Origin of the sequence: Pseudomonas graminis (assembly GCF_013201545.1) — a bacterium.
Taxonomy (GTDB): Bacteria; Pseudomonadota; Gammaproteobacteria; order Pseudomonadales; family Pseudomonadaceae; genus Aquipseudomonas.
This window is the reverse complement of the sequence record NZ_CP053746.1, coordinates 4,761,785-4,784,702: the sequence shown is the minus strand read 5'-3', so window position 1 is coordinate 4,784,702 and position 22,918 is coordinate 4,761,785. Positions and strand designations below refer to the sequence as shown.

The 22,918-nt window shown below is 62.9% G+C and carries 18 protein-coding genes; 11 read left to right on the top strand and 7 right to left on the bottom strand.

The features are described from left to right. Window positions 1-86: 86 nt before the first annotated feature. Together selD and mnmH are read left to right on the top strand one after the other, a co-directional pair. Window positions 87-1,121, top strand: a complete 1,035-nt coding sequence (gene selD / locus FX982_RS21385; RefSeq protein ID WP_172612488.1) for a selenide, water dikinase SelD — start codon at window positions 87-89, stop codon at window positions 1,119-1,121. Further along, window positions 1,121-2,233, top strand: coding sequence for a tRNA 2-selenouridine(34) synthase MnmH (gene mnmH, locus FX982_RS21380; RefSeq protein ID WP_172612487.1), 1,113 nt, complete (start codon window positions 1,121-1,123; stop codon window positions 2,231-2,233). The genes selD and mnmH overlap by 1 nt, the downstream gene beginning before the upstream one ends. Before the next feature lie 605 nt (window positions 2,234-2,838). Here the strand turns inward: mnmH and FX982_RS21375 are convergent. Beyond that, window positions 2,839-4,074 (bottom strand): M20/M25/M40 family metallo-hydrolase, encoded by a 1,236-nt coding sequence (locus FX982_RS21375; RefSeq protein WP_172612486.1) that lies wholly within the window; start codon window positions 4,072-4,074, stop codon window positions 2,839-2,841. Window positions 4,075-4,299: 225 nt separating this feature from the next. Here FX982_RS21375 and FX982_RS21370 point away from each other — a divergent pair, with 225 nt between their 5' ends. Beyond that, the gene (locus FX982_RS21370; protein ID WP_172612485.1) at window positions 4,300-6,669 is read left to right on the top strand and encodes a DNA polymerase II; all 2,370 of its coding nucleotides are present in this window, start codon (window positions 4,300-4,302) and stop codon (window positions 6,667-6,669) included. 9 nt (window positions 6,670-6,678) lie between these two features. On the opposite strand, the gene FX982_RS21365 is transcribed toward FX982_RS21370, so the two are convergent. After that, window positions 6,679-7,578 carry a LysR family transcriptional regulator gene (locus FX982_RS21365; RefSeq protein ID WP_172612484.1) on the bottom strand — a complete coding sequence of 300 codons (900 nt, stop codon included), beginning with the start codon at window positions 7,576-7,578 and terminating at the stop codon, window positions 6,679-6,681. 94 nt (window positions 7,579-7,672) lie between these two features. Here FX982_RS21365 and FX982_RS21360 point away from each other — a divergent pair, with 94 nt between their 5' ends. Beyond that, on the top strand, window positions 7,673-8,116 hold the full coding sequence (locus FX982_RS21360; RefSeq protein ID WP_172612483.1) for a (R)-mandelonitrile lyase: 444 nt from the start codon (window positions 7,673-7,675) through the stop codon (window positions 8,114-8,116). A gap of 141 nt (window positions 8,117-8,257) precedes the next feature. Here FX982_RS21360 and FX982_RS21355 read toward each other — a convergent pair whose 3' ends face one another. Continuing rightward, window positions 8,258-9,127 (bottom strand): isocitrate lyase/PEP mutase family protein, encoded by an 870-nt coding sequence (locus FX982_RS21355; protein WP_122624081.1) that lies wholly within the window; start codon window positions 9,125-9,127, stop codon window positions 8,258-8,260. Window positions 9,128-9,436: 309 nt separating this feature from the next. Between FX982_RS21355 and FX982_RS21350 the strand changes: the two genes are divergently transcribed. The 7 genes from FX982_RS21350 to FX982_RS21320 all read left to right on the top strand — a co-directional run bounded on the left by FX982_RS21350 (window position 9,437) and on the right by FX982_RS21320 (window position 16,904). After that, on the top strand, window positions 9,437-9,757 hold the full coding sequence (locus FX982_RS21350; protein WP_172612482.1) for a helix-turn-helix domain-containing protein: 321 nt from the start codon (window positions 9,437-9,439) through the stop codon (window positions 9,755-9,757). A 443-nt stretch (window positions 9,758-10,200) separates the two neighbouring features. Continuing rightward, window positions 10,201-11,796 (top strand): sugar ABC transporter ATP-binding protein, encoded by a 1,596-nt coding sequence (locus FX982_RS21345; RefSeq protein ID WP_438826291.1) that lies wholly within the window; start codon window positions 10,201-10,203, stop codon window positions 11,794-11,796. 15 nt (window positions 11,797-11,811) lie between these two features. Beyond that, on the top strand, window positions 11,812-12,804 hold the full coding sequence (locus tag FX982_RS21340) for an ABC transporter permease subunit (RefSeq protein WP_172612481.1): 993 nt from the start codon (window positions 11,812-11,814) through the stop codon (window positions 12,802-12,804). A gap of 64 nt (window positions 12,805-12,868) precedes the next feature. Beyond that, window positions 12,869-13,810, top strand: coding sequence for an ABC transporter substrate-binding protein (locus tag FX982_RS21335; RefSeq protein ID WP_172612480.1), 942 nt, complete (start codon window positions 12,869-12,871; stop codon window positions 13,808-13,810). Window positions 13,811-13,836: 26 nt separating this feature from the next. Continuing rightward, complete coding sequence (locus tag FX982_RS21330; RefSeq protein ID WP_172612479.1) at window positions 13,837-14,835, top strand: LacI family DNA-binding transcriptional regulator; 999 nt, start codon at window positions 13,837-13,839, stop codon at window positions 14,833-14,835. A 43-nt stretch (window positions 14,836-14,878) separates the two neighbouring features. After that, the gene (xylB, locus tag FX982_RS21325; RefSeq protein ID WP_172612478.1) at window positions 14,879-16,363 is read left to right on the top strand and encodes a xylulokinase; all 1,485 of its coding nucleotides are present in this window, start codon (window positions 14,879-14,881) and stop codon (window positions 16,361-16,363) included. A gap of 7 nt (window positions 16,364-16,370) precedes the next feature. Beyond that, a complete protein-coding gene (locus FX982_RS21320) occupies window positions 16,371-16,904 on the top strand; it encodes a GNAT family N-acetyltransferase (protein ID WP_172612477.1) in 534 nt (177 codons plus the stop codon). A 1,179-nt stretch (window positions 16,905-18,083) separates the two neighbouring features. Here the strand turns inward: FX982_RS21320 and FX982_RS21315 are convergent. From FX982_RS21315 to FX982_RS21300, 4 genes are all read right to left on the bottom strand, one after another. After that, a complete protein-coding gene (locus tag FX982_RS21315; RefSeq protein WP_172612476.1) occupies window positions 18,084-19,139 on the bottom strand; it encodes a permease in 1,056 nt (351 codons plus the stop codon). An 84-nt stretch (window positions 19,140-19,223) separates the two neighbouring features. After that, window positions 19,224-20,816 carry an ABC transporter ATP-binding protein gene (locus tag FX982_RS21310; RefSeq protein WP_172612475.1) on the bottom strand — a complete coding sequence of 531 codons (1,593 nt, stop codon included), beginning with the start codon at window positions 20,814-20,816 and terminating at the stop codon, window positions 19,224-19,226. Between the two features lie 8 nt (window positions 20,817-20,824). After that, complete coding sequence (locus tag FX982_RS21305) at window positions 20,825-21,847, bottom strand: ABC transporter permease (RefSeq protein ID WP_172612474.1); 1,023 nt, start codon at window positions 21,845-21,847, stop codon at window positions 20,825-20,827. After that, window positions 21,847-22,917, bottom strand: coding sequence for a microcin C ABC transporter permease YejB (locus FX982_RS21300; protein WP_172612473.1), 1,071 nt, complete (start codon window positions 22,915-22,917; stop codon window positions 21,847-21,849). The genes FX982_RS21305 and FX982_RS21300 overlap by 1 nt, the downstream gene beginning before the upstream one ends. Window position 22,918 lies beyond the last annotated feature (1 nt).

Below are 22,918 nucleotides of genomic sequence, written 5' to 3'. Positions count from 1 at the left end.
ACATCCAGCGCTCCAGCCATCCAGCAACCCTTCAACCCACTGGCGCCTCTGTTAGACTTCGGCGCCTTGAAACTCAGGGGCTCCCCATGACCGACCCGATTCGTCTTACCCAATACAGTCACGGCGCCGGCTGCGGCTGCAAGATCTCGCCCAAGGTGCTGGAAACCATTCTCGCCGGCAGCGGCGCGCAGAACCTCGACCCGCGCCTGTGGGTCGGCAACGCCTCCCGCGATGACGCGGCGGTCTATGCTATCGACGACGAAAAGGGCGTGGTGTCCACCACCGATTTCTTCATGCCCATCGTCGACGACCCGTTCGACTTCGGCCGCATTGCCGCGACCAACGCCATCAGCGACATCTACGCCATGGGCGGCGATCCGTTGATGGCCATCGCCATTCTCGGCTGGCCGGTCAACGTGCTGGCCCCGGAAGTCGCCCGCGAAGTCATCCGCGGCGGGCGTGCCGTATGCGATGCAGCGGGCATCCCGTTGGCGGGCGGTCACTCCATCGATGCGCCAGAGCCGATTTTCGGTCTGGCTGTCACGGGCCTCGTTGAAAAGCGCTTCATGAAGCGCAACGACACCGCCACCGTCGGCTGCAAGCTGTTCCTGACCAAGCCCTTGGGCATTGGCATCCTGACCACGGCCGAGAAAAAAGGCCTGCTGCGCGACGAAGACATCGGCCTGGCCCGCGACGTGATGTGCACACTGAACAAGCCCGGCAGCCGTTTTTCCCGACTGGCCGGCGTGACGGCCATGACCGACGTCACCGGCTTCGGCTTGCTCGGCCATTTGGTCGAAATGGCCGACGGCAGTCAGGTCACTGCACGACTGAACGCTGCCGCCGTGCCGCGTCTGGGCAGCGTCGATTTCTACATCGAGCAGGACTGCGTCCCCGGCGGTACCCACCGCAATTACGACAGTTATGGCGAGCGCATCGGCCCGTTGACCGAGGCACAAAAATTGCTGCTCTGCGATCCGCAAACCAGCGGCGGCCTGCTGATTGCCGTCGAGCCTGCCGAAGAAGCGGCGTTCCTCGCCATGGCAGAAGAACTGGGCCTGAGCCTTGCGCCGATCGGCGAACTGATCGAGCGACAGCCACTCGCGGTCGAGGTGTTCTGATGCGCGACAACAGCGCCGACCTGCGCGAGATTTTCCTCCGCGACGTGCCGATGATGGACGTCCGCGCACCAGTGGAATTCACCAAGGGCGCGTTCCCTGGCGTGGTCAATCTGCCGCTGATGAATGACGTCGAGCGGCAGAAGGTCGGCACCAGCTATAAGCAGGACGGTCAGCAGGCGGCGATCGAATTGGGCCACAAGCTGGTGGCTGGCGAGCTGAAACAGGCGCGAATCGACGCGTGGGCGAGTTTTACCCGCAACCACCCGGAGGGGTTTCTCTATTGCTTTCGCGGCGGCCTGCGTTCGCAGATCACTCAGCAGTGGCTCAAGAGCGAAGCGGGCATCGAGTACCCCCGGGTCATCGGTGGTTACAAGGCAATGCGCAGCTTTTTGATCGAAGTGACCGAACAGGCGGTGGCCGAGTGCGATTTCGTGCTGATCGGCGGCTTGACCGGCAGCGGCAAGACCGAAGTGCTGCAGCAGCTCGACAACGGCCTGGATCTGGAAGGGCATGCGAATCATCGCGGTTCGAGCTTCGGCAAACACGCGACGCCGCAACCGGGACAGATCGATTTCGAGAACCTGCTGGCGGTCGACATTCTCAAGAAGCGCGCCCGGCAGCTCGACCAGTTTGTGGTCGAGGATGAGGGGCGCATCGTGGGCAGTCGCGCTGTGCCCCTTGAGCTGTACCGGACGATGCAGGACGCGCCGCTGGTGTGGCTGGAGGACAGTTTTGACAGCCGCGTCGAGCGGATTCTGAAGGATTACGTGACGGATCTGTGTGCGGAGTTCATCGCCGTGCAGGGCGTTGAAACGGGTTTTGCGGCGTACGCCGAGCGGCTGAAACAGAGTCTGTCGAGCATTGTTCGGCGGTTGGGCGGGGAGCGTTATCAGCGGCTGGCGGCGATTATGGACAGCGCGCTGGCCGAGCAGGCGCGCACTGGGGCGGTAGATTCGCACCGTGGCTGGATCAGCGGGATGTTGAGTGAGTATTACGATCCGATGTATGCGTTTCAGCGGGACAGCAAGGACGCGCGGGTTGAGTTTTCCGGGGATCAGGGGGCGGTTGTCGAATATCTGAAACAGCGGAACAGATCAAGGGCATCGGCCTAACGGCCTCGTGTTTCGCCTTCGGCGAGTTACTTGATAAAGCCCCGCTCTCGATTTTAAAGAGCAGCCAAGGGTGCCTGCTCCTGGTTTGGCCCTTCTTTCGTCAGGGTTCCTGCACCCAAGTCGCGTTCTGCGGTGTCTGGACTTTCTTCGTAGGAAAATCAAAAGCGGATCAAGAGCAGATCTGAAGCAGATCAAAAGCTTCCCGGCTGAAGCCGGTCCTACGGAGCTAACGCGTTTATTCCGTGGGACTGGCTTGAGCGCCGCAGTCTGGAACACCTGCAAGGCCCGTCTTGTATGGTCCCGCCCAATTTTCGATGTTGCTCAAAAGCTGACAACTCGGTCTATCAGGCCATGGCACGTTTAAACAAATGTGGGAGCGAGCTTGCTCGCGAAAGGCCCGCAGGGCATCAAAGTTGCGGTCTACAGCCCTGCGTTCAATGCCCGCCTTGTTTGGCCCCGCCCAATTTCCGATGTTGCCCAAAAGCTGGCAACTCGGTCTATCAGGCCATGGCACGTTTAAACAAATGTGGGAGCGACCGGGGTGGCGCTCCACCTTGCTCGCGAAAGGCCCGCAGGGCATCAAAGTTGCGGTCTTGAGCCCTGCGTTATTCCCCGGACAATTCCATGATCATCGCCGCGGTCAGGTACAGCCTGGGGGCAATGCTGCTGAGGTCCATGTATTCGTCGTCGGCGTGGAGGCCGGCGCCGACGACGCCCATGGTTTCGAGGACGGCAGGTTTCTGGCTGTCGGGTACGTAGGCGTAACCGGCGTCGGTGCCGAAGCGCATGGCGATGGGTTCGAGGGTGCGGCCGGTTTTGGCGTAGATTGCCTGCGCGATTTTGGCGAGGTCGTCGGTGGCGGGGTTTTTCGCCAGCGGCGGGCGGCCTTTGTCGAGGCGGAAGGTGACGTCGGTGCCGTCGATCATTTTGCCTTGCACGATGCGTAGTCCGTCAGCCAGCACGCGGTCGGATTCGCTCAGATCGGAGTAGCGCATGTCGCCTTCGGCCGTAGCGCTGGAGGGGATGATGTTGCGCTTCTCGCCGCCTTTGATCAGCGTCCAGTTGACCGTGGTGCCCTTGGCCGGGTCGCCCAGGTCTTTGAGCTGCACCAGTTGGTGGGCCAGTTCCATGGCGGCATTGCGGCCGGCTTCCGGGGCGGAGCCGGCGTGGGAGGACTTGCCTTTGACGTCGACGAACACGCCGTTGATGCCATTGGTCGCGACCGTCACGGCGTCCTTGTCCGGTGGCTCGAACGAGAACACGTAGTCGTGCTTGCGCGCCAGTTCGGCGATGAGGGTTTTCGAGCCGGCGGAGCCCGTTTCTTCGTCAGGGTTGAACAGCACGGTGATCGTGGCGAAGTCCTTGAATTTCTCGTCCTCGAGCAGCTTCAAGGTATGCAGCACCATGGCCACGCCACCTTTGGCGTCGGCGACGCCGGGGCCGTAGGCGTGGTCACCATCGACGCGGAACGGCCGCTTGGCGGCGGTGCCCGGGCCGAACACGGTGTCGTAATGGATCATCAGCAGAAAGGACTTGCTGCCCGTGCCCTTGAGGGTGCCGACGATGTTATCCCCCGCCGAAGGCGTCGCCGGTGTGGTCTCGACTGTTGCGCCCAGGGCTTTGAGCCGCTCGACCAGCACCGCGCTGACCATTTTCAGGCCCGCCGCCTGACCGGTTCCGGTGTCGATGTTGACCAGTTGCTTGACCGTGGCCAGATAAGGTATCTGCTCGGCCTCGGCCTTCTTTAACAATGGCTCGGGGGTGACGTCGGCGGCATAGGCGCCGCAGGCAAACAGGGCGGCGAGGATGGAAGCGCTCAGGGCGGTACGTCGAACGTGCATGCTGGATCCCTCAGATGATGGTCGAGTTGTTGTGATGTCCAGGGACCCACATCGTTCCCGCAGCATAGGTCGTCATGCACTGCCCGTGGGGCGGATTTTCCGGGAGAGCCGCTTCTGGCTGACAGGCCATCGGCCGGGCATGGCGCTTTCCCGGAACCGCCGCGCTTTCCTGCAGCATTCACCGTAGAATCCTCGTCTGAAATAAACAGCGACGAGGTTGCAGCGGTGGATTTACAGCAGGGCTTCGTCCTGACCCGGCATTGGCGCGACACGGACGCCGGCACCGAGGTGGAATTCTGGCTGGCCACCGATGAGGGTCCGCGCCAGGTGCGCCTGCCGTATCAGACCTCCGTCGCGTTTATCCCGGCGCAGCACCGCGAGCGCGCCGAAGCCGTGTTGCGCAGCGAGCGCCATGTCGAGCTCAAGCCGCTGGCGCTGTGTGATTTTCGCCATCGTCCGGTGATGGGGCTCTACACCCGTCAGCATCGCCAGTTGATGAACCTCGAAAGTGATTTGCGCAAAGCCAGCGTCGACGTCTACGAAGCCGACGTGCGTCCGCCCGAGCGCTACCTGATGGAGCGTTTCATCACCGCGCCGGTGCAGTTCGGCGGGCGGCCGGACGCCAATGGCCTGTTGCTGGACGCGCAACTCAAGCCTGATCCGGGTTACCGACCGACCCTGAAACTGGTGTCGCTGGACATCGAAACCACCGAGCGCGGCGAGCTGTATTGCATCGGCCTGCACGGCTGCGGCGAGCGTCAGGTGTACATGCTTGGCCCGGCCAACGGCGATGACGCCCAGGTGAATTTCAAGCTCGAATACTGCGACACCCGGGTCGCCCTGCTGGAAAAACTCAACGAATGGATGGCCCGCCATGACCCGGACGGGATCATCGGCTGGAACGTCGTGCAGTTCGATCTGCGTGTGCTGCACGAGCACTCGCGGCGCCTGAATGTGCCGCTGCGGCTGGGCCGGGGCGGCGAGGTGATGACCTGGCGCGAACATGGCGCACGCAACAATCACTTCTTCGCGGCGGCGGCCGGGCGGCTGATCATCGACGGCATCGAGGCGCTGCGTTCGGCGACCTGGAGCTTTCCCTCGTTCAGCCTGGAAAACGTGTCGCAGACGCTGCTGGGAGAAGGCAAAGCCATCAACAATCCGTATCAGCGCATGGACGAGATCAACCGCATGTTCGCCGAGGACAAGCCCGCGCTGGCGCGGTACAACCTCAAGGACTGCGAACTGGTCACGCAGATTTTCGCCAAAACCGAGCTGCTGACCTTTCTCCTCGAGCGCGCCACGGTGACCGGCCTGCCGGTGGATCGAAACGGCGGTTCGGTGGCCGCATTCGAGCATTTGTACATCCCGCTGATGCACCGCCAGGGCTTCGTCGCGCCGAACCTGGGCGAGCGCATGCCGGAGGCGAGCCCCGGCGGTTTCGTCATGGATTCACGTCCCGGGCTGTACGAATCGGTGTTGGTCCTTGATTACAAAAGCCTGTATCCGTCGATCATCCGCACGTTCCTGATTGACCCCGTGGGCTTGATCGAAGGCCTCAAGCATCCCGACGACAGTGAGTCGGTGGAAGGCTTCCGCGGCGCGCGTTTTTCCCGGACCCGGCACTGTCTGCCGGCCATCGTCTCGCGGGTGGCCGAAGGGCGCGAGGTCGCCAAGCGCGAGCGCAATGCGCCGCTGTCCCAGGCGCTGAAAATCATCATGAACGCCTTCTACGGTGTGCTGGGTTCCAGCGGTTGCCGTTTTTTCGACACACGACTGGCGTCGTCCATCACCCTGCGGGGGCACGAGATCATGCACCAGACCCGGCTGCTGATCGAAGCCCAGGGTTATGAAGTGATTTACGGCGACACCGACTCGACGTTCGTCTGGCTGAAAAAAGCCCACGCGCAAGACGATGCCGCGCAGATCGGTACCGCGCTGGTCCGGCAGGTCAACGACTGGTGGCGCGCTCATGTGAAAGAGGCTTACGGGCTGGAGAGTGCGCTCGAGCTGCAATTCGAAACCCACTTCAAGCGCTTTCTCATGCCGACCATTCGCGGCGCGGAGGAGGGCAGCAAGAAGCGCTATGCGGGATTGGTCACCCGCGCCGATGGCAAAGACGAAATGGTCTACAAGGGGCTGGAGGTGGTGCGCACCGATTGGTCGCCGCTGGCCCGGACCTTCCAGCAAGAGCTGTACCTGCGGATTTTTCAGCGTCAGCCGTTTCAGGAATACATTCGCGAGTACGTGGGCCGAACCCTCGCCGGCGAGCTCGACGGCCAACTGATCTACCGCAAGCGTCTGCGCCGGGCCCTCGACGATTACGAGCGCAACGTGCCCCCCCATGTGCGCGCCGCGCGGCTGGCCGATGAGTACAACCGCCAGCAGGGTCGGCCGTTGCAGTACCAGAACGGCGGCTGGATCAGCTACGTCATCACGGTGGCCGGACCCGAGCCGCTGGAAGTGCGGACGGCGGCGATCGACTACGACCACTACATCAGCAAACAGCTGCAGCCGATTGCCGACGCGATCCTGCCGTTCGTGATCTCGCGGACCATCGATCTCAGTTCCCAGGACCAGTTCAGCTTCGACTTTTGATCCGCATTTTCACGCCAGCGGATTGATTCGCAGCGCCTCCAGCACCACACGAAACGCTGCCGTGTGCTGGCGCCGGCTGGGGTAGTACAGGTGATAGCCCTCGAACGGCTCGCACCAATCGGCGAGCACTTCCACCAGTTCGCCCTGCTTGATGTGCCCGTCCACCAGCCCCTCGGGAAGCTGCGCCAGACCGACGCCGTCCAGGCACCCCTGAAGAATCTGAAACACGCTGTTCATGATCAACGGGCCGTCGACACGCACGCGGATGTCGCGGCCGTCTTTGGCGTACTCCCATTGATACAGCGCGCCATGGGTGGGCAGGCGCAGGTTGATACAGCGATGGCGGGGCAAGTCCTCCGGCACCCGCGGCATGGCGTGCCGCGCGAGGTACTCGGGGGACGCCACGGTCATCAGCCGCAACGGCGGGGCAATGGGCGCGGCGATCATGTCCGCCGCAAGGGTGTCTCCCAGGCGCACGCCGGCGTCCATGCGCTGGGCAACGATGTCGGTCAGGCCGTAGTCGGTGACCAGCTCGATGGTCATGTCAGGGTATTGATCGAGCAGGGGTTTGAGGCGTGGCCACAGCACGTAACGCGCAGCGAACTCGTCGGCGGTGATGCGCACCGTGCCGGACGGGCGGCCGCTGTGGTCGATGGCGGCGTCGACCTGTTCCTCGATGCTGTCGAGCAGCGGCGCCAGGCCCTTGAATAACTGCTCGCCGGCCTCGGTGCGGGTCACGCTGCGGGTGGTGCGGGTGAGCAAGCGAACGCCAAGACGCTCTTCGAGCAAGCGCATGGTCTGGCCGACCGCGGAGGGTGAGATGCCCAGCGCGGCGGCGGCGCGGGTGAAATTGCCTTCGCGGCCCACTGCAACGAACACCGCCAGGTCATCGAGTTTGTAATCCGCCATTGCGAAGCGCTCCTTCATGTTGATCGAAGCATTCTACGGATACTGTCGGTAATGCGCCCTTGTTACGCTGCCTGAACACTTTCTGGAGGCCGCTATGAGCTCAACTGATCTATCTGCTGAAGACATGCAAATCCACCGCGCCGGCTCGGCCAAGGCCATCAAGGGCCCGGCAGACTGGTTCACCGGCGACGTGCGCATCGACCGGATTTTCAACGCGCCGGCACCGGCGCGGGTCGGCCTGGCCATCGTGAATTTCCAGCCCGGCGCGCGGACAAACTGGCACACCCACCCCCTGGGCCAGATCCTGCTGGTCACCGACGGCGTCGGCTGGACCCAGTGCGAAGGCCGGCCGAAAACCGAAATCCGCCCGGGCGATCTGATCTGGTGCAACTGCGGCCGCCGTCACTGGCACGGCGCGACCGACACCACCGCCATGCAACACGTCGCGGTCAATGAAGCGCTGGACGGCAAGCCGGTGGACTGGCTGGAGCCGGTGACCGAGCAGACGTACCTGGCCGGGCCGGTTAAAAAAGACTGAGGGGCTGGCGGGCGACGTTTATCGCGAGCGGGGTGTTCCTGCTGATCGCCGCGCTGTTGGCGTGGAAGGTGTCGCGGACCGCAGCGGGAACTGCATGAAGCGCGCAGGAGGCGTGACGCAATCATGCGCCACGCCGCAGCCTCACTCTTTCACATCCATGAAATCCTTGGCCCAGGCCACGTAGTTTTCCGGGAAGGTGTAGGTGTGGGTCAGCTCGGTGGCGCTGTGGTTCGAGGTGCTGTGGGTGACCTGGCGCTGGGCGCGGAGGCTGTCGTAGGTGGCCTTGATCGCAGCGAAGTAGGCCGCGTGACCCGCGACCACCACGCGTACGCCCAGATCGGCCAGGCGCTGAGGGTCATTGAGCTCGGGATTGCCGTAGGTCACCAGCATCAGTGGCACGCTGAGCTTTTCCGAAATCTGTTCCAAATGCTTGAAGTCCTTGATGCCCACGATGCAGATGCCGTCGGCGCCGGCCTTTTCGTAGGCCAGGGTGCGCTCGATGATGTCCTGGACCGGCAGCACGCCCGCGTTGGTCCGGGCGACGATCGTCAGTTCCGGGTCGACGCGGGCTTCAAGGGCGGCCTTGACCTTGCCGATGCCTTCTTCGATGGACACCAGGTCCGTGGATTTGCGCCCGAATTGCGCGGGCAGCAAGGTGTCTTCGATGGTCAGCGCCGCCACACCGGCGCGCTCCAGTTCTTCCACGGTGCGCATGACGTTCAGGGCGTTGCCGTAGCCATGGTCGGCGTCGGCGATAAAAGGCAACTGCGCGACACGACCGATCCGGGTGGCCTGCTCGACGAACTCGCTCAGGGTAATCAGTGCGAAATCCGGCGCTGCCAACACCTGCAGCGACGCCACCGACCCCCCCAGAATCCCGACCTCAAACCCCAGATCCGCCGCAATGCGCGCCGACATGGGATCGAAAACTGAAGCTGTCTCGACGCAGTGCTGCGAAGCCAGCTGCTCACGGAATTTGCGACGCAAAGCGGAGTGGGAAATTCTGGACATAAGGCTTCCTGATTCAGGCCGTCATCGAAATGCCAGCAATGCTACCGCAAATTCAGGCTGAAACGTCTCACCTCGACGAGCGACGTGCTTTGATTTGCCATTGCACCCCGATGTAACTGACCTACGGAGCCCACGGCGGGACCGGCTTCAGCCGGGAAGGCGTTTGCATTACACCGAGAGTTGAGGGTGAACACTCCGGCCTCTTCCCGGCTGAAGCCGGTCCCACTGAATACGTCATATACCACTAAGTGGTAGTATTTCCGGCACTGCAACTGCTCCTGGATCGACAGGATTTCACGGAGATCTGTCATGAAGAAAAGAATTAAGAGCGACGCGCTGGCCTCGGTGCATGAGTCCGCCACTGCTCTGCTGGGTATCGGTGCCATCGACAAGGCCACAATGCGCGAGTTTGATCAGCACTGCATCGCCGAGGTCCCGGCTGCGATAGACCCGGCACAGATCAAAGCCATTCGCGAGGGAAGTCATGTCAGCCAGCCGGTGTTTGCCCGCTATCTGAACACCAGTACCTCCACGATCAAACAGTGGGAAGCGGGGTCGAAGCGTCCCGGTGGCATGGGGTTGAAGCTGCTGAGCATCGTTCAAAAGCATGGACTCGAGGTTCTGGCCTGAGCGCTGGTATCGTCGACCGATCGTTCCCACGCTCTGTGTGGTAACGCCGCCCCGGACGCTCCGCGTCCAGCAGAAGACGCGCATTCGAGAACGGGAGGTGACGCGGAGCGTCACAGGCTGCATCCCCACGCCGAGCGTGGGGACGATCAAGCGCAGGGCTGACCTCTGCCGCGACTGGTAGGACCGCTTCAGCCGCGAAGGGGCCAGACCTTCCGCTGCAAACCCCAAACGGTAAATACCGAAGCAAGCGCTTGCGTGAATCGATTCAGCTGTTTTAGGATTCAGCTGTTCCGAAATATTTCAAAGCACCCGAGTGCCACCCGCGAAGAGGTGGCCCAGACATAAAAACAAGAAGCCTCGGAGATTCACATGATCAGCTCGTCTGCTCGATTGCCGCGTGTGCTGTCCGCGTTTGTCCCCTCGGAATCATCGGCCGTCCGGCCATGAGCGCCGTCCTCTCTCTGACTCCCCAGCCCGTGCTGGAAATGACCGCCATTTCCAAGACCTTCAACGGCCTGCGCGTGCTGAAAGATGTGGCCCTGAAGGTTTACGCCGGTGAAGTTCATGCGCTGATGGGCGAGAACGGCGCGGGTAAGTCGACGCTGATGAAGATCCTGTCCGGCGCTTACCAGGCCGACGCCGGCGGCGAGATCCGTATCGACGGCCAGGCCCTGAGCGCATTCGACCCGTTGTCTGCCAAAGCGCGCGGCATCGCCGTGATTTATCAGGAACTGAGCCTCTGCCCGAACCTCAGCGTCGCCGAGAACATTTACCTGGGCCGCGAATTGCGCCGTGGCTGGAGCATCGACCGCAAGGCGATGGAAGCCGGCTGCGTTGACGTACTGGTGCGACTGGGCGCCGATTTCAAACCGTCGACCACCGTCAGCGTGCTGTCCATTGCCGAGCGGCAACTGGTCGAGATTGCCCGGGCGCTGCACGCGAACGCGAAGATCCTGGTGATGGACGAGCCGACCACGCCGCTGTCGTCCCGGGAGACCGACCGCCTGTTCGCGCTGATCAAACAGCTGCGTGATCAGGGCCTGGCAATCATTTACATCAGCCATCGCATGGCCGAAATCTACGAGCTGTCTGACCGGGTCTCGGTGCTGCGCGACGGCGAGTACGTGGGCATGCTGGAGCGTGACGCGCTGTCGGCCGAGGCGCTGGTGAAGATGATGGTCGGCCGCGACCTGTCCGGTTTCTACAAGAAAGAGCACGCCGCTTACGACCCCGGCGCGGTGGTGATGCGCGTGCGGGATATGGCCGACGGCAAGCGCGTCAAGCCGTGCAGTTTTGACCTGCACGCCGGCGAGGTGTTGGGCATTGCCGGACTGGTCGGGGCAGGGCGCACGGAACTGGCGCGATTGATTTTCGCCGCCGACCCACGCACCTCCGGCACCCTCGAAGTTGCTGGCAAGGCGATCACTGATTTACGCAACCCCGCTGACGCCATCCGAGCCGGCGTGGTTTACCTGACCGAAGATCGCAAGGCCCAGGGCCTGTTTCTCGACATGAGCGTGCGCGACAACATCAATGTCTGCGCCTGCGTGCCCGACGCCCATGCCGGTGGCGTGCTGGATCGCGGCCGTGGCGCACAGCGGGCAATCGAGGCGATTCGTTCGCTGTCGATCCGCGTGGCGTCGGGCAAGGTCAATGTCGGCGCGCTGTCCGGCGGCAATCAGCAGAAGGTGCTGCTGGCGCGGCTGCTGGAGGTCAAGCCTCACGTGCTGATTCTCGACGAGCCCACCCGCGGCGTGGACATCGGCTCGAAGTCCGAGATCTACCGAATCATCAACGAACTGGCCAAGGCCGGCGTCGGCATTGTAGTGATCTCCAGCGAGCTGCCGGAAATCATCGGCACCTGCGACCGCGTGCTGATCATGCGTGAAGGCGAGCTGGTGGCCGAAGTCGGCGGTCACTCAGGGCAGGAGATATCTCAGGAACGGATCATCGATCTGGCGACAGGCAGCGAGAACGCTGCAGTCGCCGCGGCCCACGGCGCCCGCGATACTTCCGACCACCCCATTCAACAACAATAAAAAGGAAACCAGGCCATGAGTCTGCCCCTGGAAAACTCGCCCACCGTTGCCGCCATCAGCAAGCGTGAACGCGTGCGCGAACTGATGCGCACCGTTGGCATGCTGCCGGTGCTGATTCTGTTGTTGATCGGCTTTTCGCTGATGACCGACACCTTCATGAGCTGGCAGAACCTCTCGATCATCACCCAGCAAGCCTCGGTCAACGTCGTGTTGGCAGCGGGGATGACCTTTGTGATCCTGACCGCCGGCATCGACCTGTCGGTGGGCGCGATTCTCGCGGCTTCAGCGGTGGTTGCCCTGCAAGCCTCGATGTCGCCGCAGTTCGGCATGTTTGGCATCGCCGCCGGCGTGGGTTTCGGCCTGCTGCTGGGGCTCGTCAACGGCGGGCTCATTGCGTTCATGCGCCTGCCGCCGTTCATCGTTACCCTCGGCGCGCTCACGGCCATGCGCGGCCTGGCGCGTCTGCTCGCCGACGACAAAACCGTGTTCAATCCCGACCTGCCGTTTGCCTTCATCGGCAACGACTCGGTGCTCGGCGTGCCGTGGCTGGTGATCATCGCTGTGGCGGTCATCGCGGTCTCGTGGTTCATCCTGCGCCGCACGGTGATGGGCGTGCAGATCTACTCGGTGGGCGGCAACCCCGAAGCGGCGCGGCTGTCCGGGATCAAGGTGTGGAAGGTGTTGCTGTTCGTCTACGCGGTGTCCGGTGCGCTGGCCGGGCTCGGCGCAGTGATGAGTGCCTCGCGCCTGTTCGCCGCCAACGGGCTGCAGCTGGGCCAGTCCTACGAGCTGGACGCCATTGCAGCGGTCATCCTCGGTGGCACCAGTTTCACCGGCGGCGTCGGCACCATCGGTGGCACGCTGATCGGTGCGCTGATCATCGCGGTGCTGACCAATGGCCTGGTGCTGCTGGGCGTCTCCGATATCTGGCAATACATCATCAAAGGCATCGTGATCATCGGTGCGGTGGCGCTGGATCGCTATCGCCAGTCCGGTGCGCGGACCTGATCAACCGCTGTTTTGCTCCATGCGTTTCAACCAAGACTCCGACAATAATCACAAGAGAGAACCCATGAACGTCAAACGCAAATTCCCCGCTGTCGTGTCCCTGTGCCTGGCGGCATTGCTGTCTCAGGGCGTCGAAGCCCGCGAGCTGAAATCCGTCGGGATCACCTTGGGTTCCCTGGGCAACCCGTATTTCGTCACCCTGGCCGACGGCGCCAAGGCCAAGGCCATGGAGCTCAACCCCGCTGTCAAAGTGACCTCCGTCTCCGCCGATTACGACCTGAGCAAGCAGTTTTCGCAGATTGATAACTTCATTGCGTCCGGCGTCGATCTGATCCTGATCAACGCCGTGGACCCGAAAGCCATTGCTTCAGCGATCAAGAAGGCCCAGGCCGCCGGCATCAAGGTCGTGGCCGTGGACGTGAGCGCCGCCGGCGTCGACGCCACCGTGCAGACCGACAACGTCGAAGCGGGCAAACTCGCCTGCCAGTTCATCGTCGACAAGCTGTCGGGCAAGGGCAACGTGATCATCCAGAACGGCCCGCAAGTCACCGCCGTGACCGACCGCGTCGCCGGTTGCAAATCGGCCTTCGCCGCTGCGCCGGACATCAAGATTCTCTCCGACGATCAGGACGCCAAAGGCTCTCGCGAAGGTGGCCTGAATGCGATGCAGGGTTACCTGACTCGCTTCCCGAAAATCGACGGTCTGTTCGCGATCAACGACCCTCAGGCGATCGGCAGTGACCTGGCCGCCAAGCAACTGAAACGCAGCGGCATCATCATTACGTCGGTGGACGGCGCGCCGGACATCGAGCAGGCCCTCAAGGCCGACACCTCGATTCAGGCCTCGGCCAGCCAGGATCCGTGGGCGATGGCGCAGCAGGCGGTGGTCATCGGCAACGACCTGCTCAACGACAAAAAGCCGGCTGAACCGGTCACCCAGCTGACGCCGAAACTGATCACCCGCGACAACGTTGGTGCCTACAGCGGCTGGTCCAGCAAGCACTGAGACGCAGGCTTTAAGGAGTCGGCGCAGTGATCAAGATGGAAGACGTGGCGAAGCGGGCGCGGGTATCGACGTCGACCGTCTCGCATGTGCTCAACGGCACGCGCAAGGTCAGCGCCAAAACGATTGAAGCGGTGCAGCGAGCGGTTCAGGAATTGGGCTACATCCCCAATACCCTGGCGCGCTCGCTGGCCCGTTCGCGCACCCACACCATCGGCGTGGCGATCTCGGCGCTGTCGAACCACTATTTCAGCGAGACGGTGCACGCCATCGAAACGGAATGCGCGCGCCACGGCATCATGATGTTGTTCGTTGACACCCACGACGATCCCGCCCAGGAACTGCAGGTGGTTCAGGCGCTGCACCATCGGCGAGTGGACGGCATTCTGCTTGCGCCGTCGAGCGATCCGCAGCAGGCAGCGTTGACTTACTTGCGCAGCAACGCCATTCCCAGCGTGCTGGTGGACCGCATGGCGGTCGAGGGTTTCGATCAGGTCGGCGTCGAGAATCGCCAGTCCACCGCTGAGTTGGTGACGCACTTGATCGGCCATGGTCATCGGCGCATCGGCATGATCGCCGGCCATCGTGGGCTGAGCACGACGGAGGAGCGCATCGAGGGTTACCGGCAGGCGCTCGTTGAAGCTGATGTGCCGTGGGATCCGCAGTTGTTGATCGACGGTGAGTCGAACAGCGAATCCGCGCGGGTCGCCACTTCAGCACTGTTGCGCCTGAACCCGCCGCCCACGGCGATTCTGGCGGCGAACAACCTGATGACCATCGGCGCCATGCACGCGCTGCGCGACGCCAATATCGAGGTGCCGGGGCAGATGGCGCTGGTGGGTTTCGATGATTTTGACTGGGCGGATTTTTTCTTGCCACGCTTGAGCGTCATTGCCCAACCGGTACAGGCCCTGGGCGCGCGCGCGGTGCAGTTGCTGCTGCAGCGCATCGATGCACCCGAGGGTCAACGAGTGTCGGAGCGACTGGCGCCGACGCTACGCATTCGCAATTCGTGTGGATGCCCTTGAGGGGCCGCTGCCAGGCACCGAATATTTCAGGAACCGGACTTTCATGAATCAGCTTGTTTCCCTGGGCATCGACCTCGGCACGTCCGAACTCAAGGCCATTTTGCTGGATGCCGACGGCGAGGTGCTGGCCCAGGCCGGTGCGCGCGTGGAAGTCAGTCGGCGGCAGTCGGGCTGGTCGGAGCAGAACCCCGATGATTGGTGGCAGGCCTGCCTGTCAGCCCTCGGGCAGTTGCGGACAAGCGATCCTCAGGCATGGGCGCGGATCGGCTGCATCGGTTTGTCGGGGCAGATGCACGGCGCGGTTCTGCTGGATGCGGCCGAGCAGGTGCTGTATCCGGCGATTCTCTGGGACGACTCCCGCGCCGTGCAGCAGGCGTCGCAGCTTAACGGAGATTTCCCGGAGTACGCCGAGGTCACCGGCAGCCTGGCCATGGCCGGGCTTACCGCGCCGAAGCTGTTGTGGATGCAGCAGAACGAACCGCAGGTGTTCGCGCGCATCGCCAGCGTGTTGTCGCCGAAGGATTACCTGCGCTTGCTGCTGACCGGTGAGCAGGTCAGTGACATGTCCGACGCCGCCGGCACCTTGTGGCTGGATGTGGCGAAGCGCCAATGGTACGCGCCGATGCTCCGCGCCACCGGGCTGAACCTGGAGCAGATGCCCCGGTTGCTGGAAGCCGATCAATTGTCCGCCGTGCTCGGCGCCGACGCGGCGCAGGCACTGGGTTTGCCGCAGGGTCTGCCCGTGGCCGCAGGCGGGGGTGACAACCCGGTTTCCGCGGTAGGCATCGGCGCGATCAACGCCGGCGATGCGTTCGTCACCCTCGGCACCAGCGCGGCCATCGTCGCAATCACCGATCATCCGGCGGGCAATCCGGCCAGCGCCGTGCACAGCTTTTGCCACGCACTGCCGCAGCGCTGGTACACGATGGGGGCGATGCTGGCCGGAGCGAGTTGCCTGCGCTGGGTTACCCGATTGTTGGGTCAGACCAGTGAGCAAGCCTTGCTCGATCAGGTTCACGCTGCGTTGCCGGTCGATCAGCCGGTGGCGATTTCAAATCCGCTGTTTCTGCCGTACCTCGCCGGTGAGCGCACGCCCCACAACGACCCGCTGTTGCGCGGTGGGTTCATGAGCCTGGGCCATGACAGCACGCCCGCAATGTTGGGTTACGCGGTGCTTGAAGGCGTCGGTTTCGGGCTGCTGGACGCGATGAACGCTACGCTGTCGGCCGGCGCTACGGTCAACGCCTGCGCCCTGGTGGGCGGCGGCGCTCGCAGCGAATACTGGGCGCAGTTGCTGGCCAATATTCTGGATCGCGAGGTGTACACCCTGCACGGCAGTGAACTCAGCGCGTGCATCGGCGCGGCAAAGCTTGGGTTTTTGTCGATCGGGGAAGGGGCTGAGCTGTTGAAACGGGGAATGCCGGTGAAGGCGCGCTATCAGCCGATGCCGGAGGTGCAGGGTGCGCTGCAGGTGCGTTATCAGAGGTTTCGCGGGTTATTGACGGCAGCGAAGGGATTACGGGAGTGAAACCGAGATGACCACGACGATCAAGCGACTGACCCCTGAATATGCGGCGGCTTATCGAGCACTGATGCTCGACGCTTACCGTCTGCACCCGGACGCGTTTACCTCCGATGTCAGCGAGCGCGAAGCGTTGCCGATCGGCTGGTGGGAGAAGCGGCTGGGAGTGGGCTCTGAGGTGGCGGATGTGGTGTTTGGCGCTGTTGATGGGGGCCATCTGTTGGGGGTTGCCGGTCTTTCTGTTGAAAGCAGAAAGAAGGCCCGTCATAAATCCACGCTGTTCGGGATGTACGTTCCGCACGCCCATCGCGGCAAGGGTCTCGGGCGGGATTTGGTTGCAGGCGTTCTTGATCATGCACGGGGCCAGTCGCAGCTGTTGCTTGTTCAGTTGACGGTTACGCAGGGCAATCGCAGCGCCCAGGGCCTTTATGAGCGGATGGGGTTTGAGGTGTTCGGTGTGGAGCCGTATGCGGTGGCGGTGGGCGAGGGGTATGTTTCAAAGGTGCATATGTGGTGCGATTTGAGAGGGGGTTTGGCGGGCTATTAAGGCGTTGCAGCTGAAACCAGATCAAGATCAAGATCAAGATCCTCAAGATCAAGAGCGTCTGCCTGGGGGCAGACTATTTCGCCTTCGGCGACTTACTTTTGAAAAGCACCAAAAGTAAGCAAAAGTGCCTGCTCCTGGCTTGGCTCCTCCTGCGTCGGAGTACCCTCACTCCGGTCTCGCTCCGTGGGCCCGCGCCGAACGAACATCCATGTCCTGACGGCGCTCTCGCCGCATCCCTGCGGCTCGGCCCACTGCGCGAGACCTGCGTTCAGCCTGCACCCAAGTCGCGATTGGCGGTGACTGGGCTTTTTGCGCATGAAGATCAAAAGCAGATCAAAAGCAGATCAAAAGCAGATCAAAAGCAGATCAAAGGCACGTCACGGGGAACGGACTTGTGGGAGTGAGTTTGCTCACGAAAGGGTCAGTACATCCAGCGGATATCTGATCTCTGAGGTAAAGCATTCGCGAGCAAGCTCGCTTCCACAGGTAGGGGTGTTATCAGCAAAATTGTTGGTGTATGGGCTGGCCTCTTCCCGGCTAAAGCCGGTCCCACTAATAGACCGCGTACGCCTGTAGGACTGGCTTCGGCCGGGAAGCCGCAGCTGCAGGTCAGGGGCGACGGACTTGTGGGAATGAGCTTGCTCACGAAAGGGTCAGTACATCCAGCGGATATCTGATCTCTGAGGTAAAGCATTCGCGAGCAAGCTCGCTTCCACAGGTAGGGGTGTTATCAGCAAAATTGTTGGTGTCTGGGCTGGCCTCTTCCCGGCTAAAGCCGGTCCTGCTAAGAAATCGCATGCATCCAGCGGGATGGGCGCCGACTGTAGGACCGGCTTTAGCCGGGAAGCCGTTGATCTTGATCTGCTATTGATCTTGATCTTCATACACAGCTAGCCCAGACGACTCCCATCGCGACTTTGGTGCAGGCTGAACGCAGGTTTCGCGGAGTGGGCCGAGCCGCATGGATGCGGCGAGAGCTGCCCCCCGCCATGGATGGCGGATGGCAGCGGGCCCACGGAGCGAGACCGGAGTGAGGGAACCCTGACGAAGGAAGGGCCCAACCGAGAGCAGGCACTTTTGCTTACTTTTGGATGGTGCGACTTTCGACTTTTCAAAAGTAAGTCGCCGAAGGCGAAACAGTCTGCCCCCAGGCAGACGCTTGTGATCTTGATCTCAGCCTTACAACAAAGCGGCGCCTACCAACCCACTTACCACGCCGACCAGCATGGTCAACACCCCAACGACCACCAGCACCTTGGCGTCGAAGGATTTACGCAGCATCAGCAGCGACGGCAGGCTCACGCTCGGCAGCGTCATCAGCAACGCCACCGCCGGCGCAGTGCCCAGCCCCAAAGCCAGCAGCGTTTGCACGATCGGAATTTCCGCCGCCGTCGGGATCACAAACAGCGTGCCGACGATCGCCAGCGGCACCAGCCACAACAGGCTGTTGCCCATCGCGCCGTCCACGTGAGGGAATAGCCAGACCCGCGCGGCGCCCAGAATCAGCACGGCAATGACGTAAATCGGGATGGTGGTCCAGAACAACTGCCAAATCGTCTTGCCCCAACGCACCAGCAGGCTGCCTTCGTCCGGCATTTCGGCATTGGCCACGGCCTCCAGCGCCTGCTCTGGCACCACTTCCGGGCGAGAAATGCGTTGCGCAATCAGGGAAACACCGATCACCAGCACCAGGCCCGCCACCAGTCGCAGGGCCGTAAAACCCCAGCCCAGCACGAAGCCCATGAACACCAGCGTGGCCGGATTGAGTACCGGGTTGGCGATCCAGAAGGCCAATGCCGCGCCCACCGAGACGTTCTGCTTGCGCAAGCCCGCAGCCACGGGCGCTGCGCAGCAGCTGCACATCATGCCCGGCAGGGCGAACAGGCCGCCGCGAATCGTCGAACCCAGCCCGGCGCGGCCGAACATTTTCAGCAGCCAGTCCCGGGGGATCAGCACCTGCAGCAGCGAGCCGAGGATGACTGCCAGCACGGCGGCCTTCCAGATGGCCAGAAAATAGACCTGGGCGTAGGCCAGCGCGGCGGCCCACGGCGTGGCCGGGTTGTCGTTGATGATCGAGCCGCCGATGGTGTGGGTGTCGGCGGCGATGAAGGACTTCAGGTAATACGGCGACCACTTGACGTAGTACAAGCCGATGGCGGCCACCAGCAGGAAGGCCAGGGGTTTCCACCAGAACGACCAGCCGCGGCGTTCGGAAGTGAGCGGGAGGGCAGTCATGACAGGCACCAGAGCAGGAAATCGAGGGGGCGGGATGATACGCCGTGGCCGGGCATTATAGTAGGTGTCGCAAAGTGTGTCGGCTCACGCCCGTCCGCCGAAATCCAGCCCGGAGGCGCGCAACAGTTCCTGGGTGTAGGGCTGGCGCGGGTTGCCGAAGATCTCCCGCGCCGCGCCTTGCTCGACCACCTTGCCGTCTTTGATCACCAGCACGTCGTGGGCCAGGGCGTGAACCACGGCCAGGTCGTGGCTGATGAACAGATAACTGAGGCCGTGGCGAATCTGCAGATCCCGCAGCAGCGCGATGATCTGCTTTTGCACCGTGCGGTCCAGCGCAGAAGTGGGCTCGTCGAGGAGGATCAGCTCCGGTTCCAGCACCAGCGCCCGGGCAATGGCCACGCGCTGGCGCTGACCGCCGGAGAATTCGTGGGGGTAACGATGGCGGCTGCCCGGGTCGAGACCGACTTCGCCGAGCACGCGAATCACTGTCTCTTCACGCTGGGCCGGGGTGCCGATGCTGTGGGTCAGCAGCCCTTCGGCGATGATCTGCTGCACCGTCATGCGCGGACTCAGGCTGCCGAACGGGTCCTGAAACACCACCTGAATGCGCTTGCGCAAGGGCCGCATCAGTTGCTGGCTGCGCAGGTTCAGCTCCTTGTTGCCGAAGCGGATGCTGCCTTCGGAATCGATCAGCCGCAGGATCGCCTGGCCCAGGGTCGATTTGCCCGACCCGGACTCGCCGACAATGCCCAGGGTCTGGCCCTTCAACAGCTCGAAACTCACCCCATCCACCGCCTTGATGTACTGCGGCTCGCGCCGCAACAACGGTTTGGGCAATGGAAACCAGACCTTCAACGCGTTCACCGACAGCAGCGTCTGGGTGTGCTCGCCGGGCACCGGTTCGCCGTCCGGTTCGGCGTTGATCAGCAGGCGGCTGTAGGGGTGTTGCGGATCGGCGAACAGCGTCTGGCACTCAGCCTGCTCGACGATTTCGCCGGCGCGCATCACGCAGACCCGCTGGGCGACGCGCCTGACCAGATTAAGGTCATGGCTGATCAGCAGTAGTGACATACCCAGCCGTTGTTGCAGGGATTTGAGCAGCTCCAGAATCTTCAACTGCACCGTGACGTCCAGCGCAGTCGTGGGCTCGTCGGCGATCAGCAGCTCGGGTTCGTTGGCCAGGGCCATGGCGATCATCACCCGCTGGCGCTGGCCGCCGGACAGTTGATGGGGCAGGGCCTTAAGCCGCTGCGGCGGGTTTTGAATGCCCACCAGACCGAGCAATTCCAGGGTGCGCTCGCGGGCGGCATTGCCCTTGAGGCCCTTGTGCAGGGCGAGGATTTCGCCGATCTGTTTCTCCACGCTGTGCAGCGGGTTCAGCGAGGTCATCGGCTCCTGGAAGATCATCGCGATGCGGTTGCCGCGTAGCCCCCGCAGTTCTTTGTCGCTGGCTTTAAGCAGATCGACGCCCTTGTAGCGAATGCTGCCTTGGGTGCTCACAGACTTGGCCGGCAACAGGCGCAGGATCGAATGCGCCGTCACCGATTTGCCCGACCCGGACTCGCCGACCAGTGCCAGGCATTCGCCGGGCTGGATGTCGAGGTCGATGCCGTGCACGACTTCGGCGCCGTTGAAGGCCACGCGCAGGTTGCGGATCTGGATCAGAGGGTCAGTCATGGCAGCGCTCAAGTTCGGGGATCGAAAGCGTCACGGCAGGCTTCGCCGATGAACACCAGTAGCGTGAGGATCAGCGCCAGGGCACAGAACGCCGTGACGCCCAGCCACGGCGCCTGCAAGTTGCGTTTGGCCTGGCCGATCAGTTCGCCCAGGGACGCGCTTTCGGCGGGCATGCCGAAGCCGAGGAAATCCAGCGCGGTCAGTGTGGCGATGGCGCCGGTGACAATGAATGGCAGGTAGGTGAGGGTGCTGGTCATGGCATTGGGCAGAATGTGCCGCCACATCAGCGCGCCGTCGCTCAGTCCCAGGGCGCGGGCGGCTTTGACGTACTCCAGATTGCGCCCGCGCAGGAACTCGGCGCGCACTACGTCCACCAGCGCCAGCCAGGAAAACAGCGACATGATCCCCAGCAGCCACCAGAAGTCCGGCTCGACAAAGCCCGACAGAATGATCAGCAAGTACAGCACCGGCAGCCCGGACCAGACTTCCTGCAGGCGCTGGCCAATCAAATCCGCCAGCCCGCCGTAATAGCCCTGAAACGCCCCGGCGAACACGCCGATGACCGTGCTGATGGCGGTCAGCGCCAAGGCAAAGAGGATCGACACGCGGGTGCCGAACAGCACCCGCGCCATCACGTCCCGGGCCTGGTCGTCGGTGCCCAGCCAGTTGCGCGCGCTGGGCGGGCTGGGCGAAGGCTCGCGGAGTTCGTAATTGACCGTGTCGTAGCTGAACGGGATGGGCGCGAAGAGCATCCAGCCGCCCTTGTCGGCGATCAGTTTGCGCACGTAGTCGCTGGAATAGTCCGGCTCGAAAGGCAGCTCGCCGCCGAAGTCGGTTTCCAGGTATTGATGCACGGCCGGGAAGTACAGCTCGCCCTGATAGCGGACGATCAACGGCTTGTCGTTGGCGATCAGTTCGCCACACAGGCAGATGACCAACAGCGCCACGAACAGCCACAGCGACCACCAGCCTCGCCGGTTGGCCTTGAAATTGGCCAGGCGGCGCTGGTTTTGCGGGGAAAACTCGAACATCAGGCGCTCCTCGCGGAAAAGTCGATGCGCGGGTCGACCAGCGTGTAGCACAGGTCGCCCACCAGCTTGATCAACAGGCCGAACAGCGTGAACAGGAACAGCGTGCCGAAGACCACCGGGTAATCCCTGGACACCGCCGCTTCGTAGCTCATGCGGCCGATGCCATCGAGGCCGAAGATGGTTTCGATCAGCAGCGAGCCGGCGAAGAACACCTCGATCAGCGCCTGAGGAATGCCCGCCACCACCAGCAGCATGGCGTTGCGGAACACATGGCCGTAGAGCACGCGCTGCTCGCTGAGGCCCTTGGCCCGGGCGGTGACCACGTACTGGCGGCCGATCTCGTTGAGGAAGCTGTTTTTGGTGAGGATGGTCAGGGTCGCGAAGCCGCCGATGACCAGCGCGCTGACCGGGAGCACCAGATGCCAGAGGTAATCGCGCAGCTTGCCCAGCGGCGAGAGACTGTCGAAGTCGTCGGAGAACAGCCCCTGGGCCGGAAACCAGCTCCAGTAGCTGCCGCCGGCAAACACCACGATCAGCAGAATGGCGAACAGAAACGCCGGGATGGCGTAGCCGATGATGATCACCGTGCTGCTCCAGACGTCGAAACGGCTGCCATGCAGCACGGCCTTGCGGATGCCCAGCGGAATCGAGATCAGGTACGTGATGAGTGTCGCCCACAGCCCCAGGGAGATCGTCACCGGCAGTTTTTGCACAATCAGCCCGGTCACCGTCGCGCCGCGGAAGAAACTGCTGCCGAAATCCAGCTGGGCGTAATGGGTCAGCATCAGCCACAGCCGCTCGTGCAGCGGCTTGTCGAAACCGTATTGATGCTTGATCGCTTCCACCAGTTCAGGGTCCAGGCCTTGGGCGCCCCGACTGATCCCGCCGGTGGCCGCGACTTCGCCCCCACCGCCACCCAACCCGCCCGTTGGGCCCATGCCTTGGACGCGGGCGATGGCTTGTTCGACGGGGCCGCCCGGTGCGGCCTGCACGATGAGGAAATTGACCACCAGAATGCACAGCAGCGTGGGGATGATCAGCAACAGGCGACGCAGGGTGTAGGCGAGCATG